Source organism: Adlercreutzia sp. (genome assembly GCF_056795635.1).
Genome location: NZ_JBQIIT010000042.1, coordinates 1 through 5,531, shown reverse-complemented (window position 1 = coordinate 5,531; position 5,531 = coordinate 1). Strand labels below are relative to the sequence as shown.

Sequence of the window (5,531 nt, the reverse complement as noted above, 5' to 3'; positions counted from 1 at the left end):
CATTTCTCCGACGAGGACGGCGTGCTGGTCGAGGAGATCCCGCTGCCCGACAATGCGCTGATCGCAGCGGTCTCAAGCGGTGGCGACGTGGAGGTGGCCAACGCGGAAACGCTACTGTTTTCCGGCGACAAGGCCATTGTGGTGGCCGATGAGGATGTGCTTGACGACGTGCGCTTGGCGTTCAGGAGCCTGTAGTGTCTGCAGCGGCTCGGAACATGCGTCTGCGCCTGCGCGCTCTGCTCGTTCTGACGGCGGTGCTCTGCGGCATGCTGGCCTGCCCGGCCGACGCGTGGGCTGCCGACTACCAATGTTCCCAGGTCGACCTAACGGCCGTGGTGGAGACTGACGGGTCGGCAACCGTTACCGATCAGCGTATCTTCGAGTTCCCCGGCGACGGCGAAGCGCGCGAGACCTTGAAGTGGCTGTATGCCGGTTTTCCGGAAGATGCCGAGGTGAAGGTGAAGCGCGTGCGTCTGGCGCCCGTGGACGATGAGGGCAATGTGGTGGATGAGTGGACGAAGCTGAAGTCCACGACCTTCCAGATTCCCTGGCGCGGCGGCGGCAGGCCCGAGGCCGATGGCTGGGCCTTCGACCGTTTTCAGGATACCCTGTATGCCTTCGTGCAGGATCTGCCCGAAAAGGCCGTGGTGGAAGTCACCTACAAAGTGAGCCATGCGGTGGAGACCTACGACGATGCCGCGGATTTCCAATGGCTTTATGCGCCGCTCGATTACGCCGTCGATCTGCATCAGGTGACGGCCAAGGTGATTCTTCCGGTAGCCGCCAATGCCGCGGTGGAACCCAACGAGAACGTGCTTGCCTGGGGTCATGGCCCCAAAGACGGCACGGTGGAAATCTCCCAGGACGGTTCGATCACCTTTACCGACCCATCCGTGGCGTCAAGTGCCTACGCCGAGGGCCGTGTGATGTTTCCCGTCGGCTGGCTGACCAACCTGAGCGAGGAAGATCGCCTGGCGAACCAGGGGAGTTTGCAGTACCAGTGGACGGCCCAGTACGAGGAGGGCTGGGTCGATCGCGACGCCCATCGGCTCATTATGCGCGACAGCCTGGCCTCGGGGTTGATGGGCGCCTGCGCCCTGTTCCTCGTCGTGGCCTTGCTCGTATACGCCCGCTGGGGCCGCGAGCGGCCGCCGTCTTTTACCGACGACTACTGGTGCGAAGTGCCCGACGGAAGTTTGTCGCCGGCGGAGATGGGACGCCTGTGGCGGTGGAACCACGAGAGCCCCGATGATGCCGTGGCCATGGCGCTCGATCTCGTGCGACGCGGTATCGTGGGCGTGCGGTACAAGGCCGGCCGGCCCGCGGCGCTGCTGCTGCCGACGGCAGACCGGCTCGAAGACGACTGCCTCGGCGCAGATGATCGTGCAACGCTTCGGCTGTTAGAGGCGCTGGCCGAGGGGGCCGATCGGTTGACGCTGGCCGACCTGTCGTCCTTCGCGCACCAGCGTCCCCAGGCGTTCTTGGAGGCGGAGCACGCATGGCAGCAGGGGCTGTCTCGTCGCATCGAGGCCTACGGCTTTTTCGACAACGGAAGCCGTCGCGCCCAGCGCGCGATGCTGGTGCTCGCGGCCCTGCTCGCGGTTGCGGCGGTGCTCGCCTTCCTGTGGCTCGGCTGGTTTCCGGCGCTGCTTTCTCTGGCAACGGCGGCGGCCGTGGGAGTGCTGGCGAACTATACCATGCGGCGTTCGGTTCGAGGCAACGAGATAACCGCCCACGCCAAGGCGTTGCGCAACTGGATGCGCGATGGCGGCTGGAGCTTTGCGGCCTGCGGGCTAACGGTAGGCGAACGAGCCGAGCTTGTGCCCTATGGCTACCTGTTCGGCGTGCTGCGCTTCTTGAAGCCCCTCGGGGAAAACGGGCGAGTCCTCGGCACCGATGCCGCCGAGGGCGCCGCGGCCCCCGTCGATGCCGCCGATCAGTTGGCGGAGCTGGCCCCCAAGTTGTCCACTGCCTTCGACGACGCCCTGCGTGTTGCCCACCATCGCGCCGAAGTGCGTGCCTAGTTGGAAGCGAAGAGGCGAACGCATCGTTTCGCCAAGAAAGGAAGCCCCCATGAAAGAGAAGTCCTTCGAACCCGGTTGTGACAACGTCGTGCTCATCGGCATGCCCGGAGCCGGCAAATCTACTCTCGGCATTGTGCTGGCGAAGATCCTGTGCAGGGATTTCGTCGATGCCGACCTGCTCATTCAGCAGTCGTGCGATAAGTCGCTCCAGCGGCTTATCGACACGCTGGGTCCCGATGCCTTCATCGAGATCGAGAACCAGGTGCTCTCGGAGATGAGCTTCGAGCACTCGGTCATCGCCACGGGCGGCTCGGCCGTCTACAGCGATGCGGCCATGGAGCATCTCGGCAAGATAGGCCGCGTGGTGTACCTGAAGATCAGCTTCGACGAGCTGAAGGCGCGCCTGGCCGACTTCTCCGATCGCGGCGTTGTCATGAAGGGCGGTATCGGCATGAGCCTGCGCGACCTGTACGACGAGCGCCTGCCCCTCTACGAGAAGTACGCCGACATCACCGTGGACGTGAACGACCTGTCCATTACCGCCGCCGCCCGCAAAGTAGCTGCCGCGCTGAAGTAGCCTCTCTCGTGCCGAGGCTCGTGGCTGCCGAGCGCTGCGGCGGCGGAGACGGCGGAAGGATTCGGACTGCCAGCAGACCCGTGCCCCCCGGTTACCCAGGGGGCATTTTTCTTGACGAAAAAATTCATATATGACCGAATTAATCCTGGTGGGGGGGGGGGCGATTCTATGATAGACTCGTTGGCAAGTAGGAAGAGGCTGGTTTGAGAGAACGAGGAAAGGAGTTGCGTATGCAACTGACCATGAAGAAGATGGGCGCCGCCGCTATCGCTGCCGCCCTGGCGCTGTGCGTTGCGCCTGCCATGGCGATGCTCACTCCGGGCACCGCTCACGCCGCCGGGAAGGCGAGCATCACCAAGCTCTATCACGAGGGCGATCTGGATATCGATGTCATCACGACCAAGGTGACCAAGAAGGAACAGGCGGACGGCAGCCATTGGGCGAGCCTTACCAACTATACCGGCAAGGCCGTGAAGCCGAAGGTCGAGGTGCGCGTGTACGACAAGGATTATGAGGGCAAGCGTACCGAAAAGTACTGGGACGACGAAAAGAAGAAGATCGTGAAGGAAACCTACACGACGAAGTATCGTCCCCTGAAGGTGGTCAACGTTACGGGCAAATCCAGCAAGGAAGCCAAAAAGCTCATCAAGAAGAAGAAGGCCGATGTCACCATCGAGTACAAGAACAACAAGAACATCGGTCGCGCTCAGGTGGTTATCAAGGGCGTGAACAAGTACAAGGGCACTGTGTATCAGACGTTTTCCATTAACGTTCCCCAGGTGAAGACCGTGAAGGTGAAAGCCGCCAAGAAGGCCCTGAACGTTTCCTGGAAGAAGGTCAAGGGCGCGACGCACTATCAGGTGGCCGTGCGCGACAAGGCTGCCGGAGAAACGGTGAAGACCGTGCTGGTGGATGCCAAGAAGAAGTCCGTCAAGATCAAGGGCCTGAAGGCGAAGCGCGCTTACGAAGTGACCGTGCAGGCGTGCGCCAACGGCGTGAAGTCTTCCTATAAGACCACCGAGTCCGTCAAGTACGATCAGAAGTGGGAGACGGTGACCGACGAGTGGGGCGACATGGATGAGAAGCTCGTGTCCTATAAGACGCTGAACTTCACCGGCTCCTACGAGAGCATCGGTACCTACTGGGGCGACGAGTCCCCCGTGAAGGTCAAGAAGACCAAGTAACTTCCATTCCTAACATTGCTTCCTACTTATCGAGGGAGAGGCTGCGGGGGACGCGGCCTCTCTCTTTTTGTGGGCGCGGTGTTGGGCCGAAAGCGAGTGCAGCCGTCACGGGCCGCAGCGGGAAAGCGGGCACGTGCTCCCCGCTAAATCTGATACTCTCCCATAACTTTAGTCGCCTGTAGTGTAGAATACAGGACAAGTTTTTGCGCCGATGGGGATTGGCGCATGGTATCCATGAGGCCGTTTTCCTGCTGCGAATCGAAGAAACTGCACCGCGTGTGCTGATTCGCGCGCAGAAAGACGTGCCCCGACCGGGGAGGCGCGAGGGCCGCGATGGCCGTCCGCTTTCGGAAAGGAAGCATCTATGGATTTTGAGAAGCTGAACCAGATGCTTGTCGACTGGACCGGTGAGATCGACGGGTTTATGTACACGTACATCCTAGTGATCTTGCTCGTGTTCGTCGGCATCTACTTCACGATCCGCACCAAGGGCGTGCAGATTCGCTACATCAAGGACATGTTCACCCAGCTGACCGAGAAGAAGCACGTGGAAGGTGAGAAGTCCATCTCATCGTTCCAGGCTCTCATGGTGTCCACCGCCTCCCGCGTGGGCACGGGCAACATCGCCGGCATCGCCACGGCCGTGGCCACCGGTGGCCCGGGTGCCATCTTCTGGATGTGGCTCATGGCGCTCATCGGCGCGGCTTCGGCCTTCATCGAGTCCACTCTGGCCCAGATCTACAAGATCCGCGGCAAGGAAGGCGAGTTCCGGGGCGGTCCGGCCTACTACATTCAGCAGGGTCTGGGCCAGCGCTGGCTCGGCATCATCTTCGCGTGGGCGCTCATCCTGTGCTTCGCCTTCGGCTTCAACGGCCTGCAGGCCTTCAACATGACCTCGGCCCTTGAGTACTACATCCCCGACTACGCTAGCAACGGCACGGCCATCGGCGTGGGCATCGTGCTCATCGTGTTTACCGCCTTCGTCATTTTCGGCGGTGCGAAGCGCATCTCCATCATCACCTCCATCATTGTGCCCATCATGGCCATTGCCTACATTGTCGTGGCCGTGTGGACCACGGTGGCCAACATCGGTGAGCTGCCGGCCGTGTTCGGCACCATCTTCCAGTCGGCCTTCAACTTCCAGTCCATCGCCGGCGGCTTCGCGGGCTCGGTGGTCATGCTCGGCATCAAGCGCGGCCTGTTCTCCAACGAGGCCGGCATGGGCTCGGCCCCGAACGCCGCCGCCACGGCTTCGGTGTCGCACCCGGTGAAGCAGGGCCTCGTGCAGAGCCTGTCGGTGTACATTGACACGCTGCTCATCTGCACCTGCTCGGCCATGATGGTCATGATCTTCTGGGTGCAGGATCCGGCTTTGGCCGCATCCCTGAACGGCATGCCGCTCGTGCAGATGGCCGTGAACAACTCCATCGGCGAGATCGGTATCCACTTCATCACCTTCGCCATCTTCGCCTTTGCGTTCTCCAGCCTCATCGGCAACTACTTCTACGCCGAGACCAACTTCCGCTACATCTTCAAGCACACGAAGTGGGGCATGGTGGTCTTCCGCGTGCTGTGCCTGGCCGCCATTTTCTACGGCTGCGTGAACAGCTTCGATCTGGCGTGGAACCTGGCCGACATCTTCATGGGCTTCATGGCCATTATCAACCTCGTGGCCATCCTGCTTCTGGGCAAGTGGGCCTTGGCGGCGCTGGACGACTACACCCGTCAGCGCAAGGAGGGCAAAGA

The 5,531-nt window shown here is 61.6% G+C and carries 5 protein-coding genes; all 5 read left to right on the top strand.

Features of this window, described 5'->3' with window-relative positions:
* A partial coding sequence (locus tag ACTOXK_RS11695) for a TrkA C-terminal domain-containing protein (RefSeq protein WP_482279969.1) occupies positions 1-195 on the top strand: 195 nt, incomplete at its 5' end.
* Complete coding sequence (locus ACTOXK_RS11690) at positions 195-2,024, top strand: DUF2207 family protein (protein WP_482279968.1); 1,830 nt, start codon at positions 195-197, stop codon at positions 2,022-2,024. The genes ACTOXK_RS11695 and ACTOXK_RS11690, both read left to right, overlap by 1 nt.
* Before the next feature lie 49 nt (positions 2,025-2,073).
* Positions 2,074-2,601, top strand: a complete 528-nt coding sequence (locus ACTOXK_RS11685) for a shikimate kinase (protein ID WP_016310267.1) — start codon at positions 2,074-2,076, stop codon at positions 2,599-2,601.
* Positions 2,602-2,831: 230 nt separating this feature from the next.
* Positions 2,832-3,785, top strand: a complete 954-nt coding sequence (locus ACTOXK_RS11680; RefSeq protein WP_016310268.1) for a fibronectin type III domain-containing protein — start codon at positions 2,832-2,834, stop codon at positions 3,783-3,785.
* Positions 3,786-4,149: 364 nt separating this feature from the next.
* Positions 4,150-5,531 (top strand): alanine/glycine:cation symporter family protein (locus ACTOXK_RS11675; protein WP_482279967.1); only part of this gene is annotated, 1,382 nt, incomplete at its 3' end.

Bases quoted from the DNA above. Each gene is read 5' to 3' on its own strand.
- ACTOXK_RS11685 (WP_016310267.1), top strand. From the start codon at position 2,074: ATGAAAGAGAAGTCCTTCGAACCCGGTTGTGACAACGTCGTGCTCATC.
- ACTOXK_RS11680 (WP_016310268.1), top strand. From the start codon at position 2,832: ATGCAACTGACCATGAAGAAGATGGGCGCCGCCGCTATCGCTGCCGCC.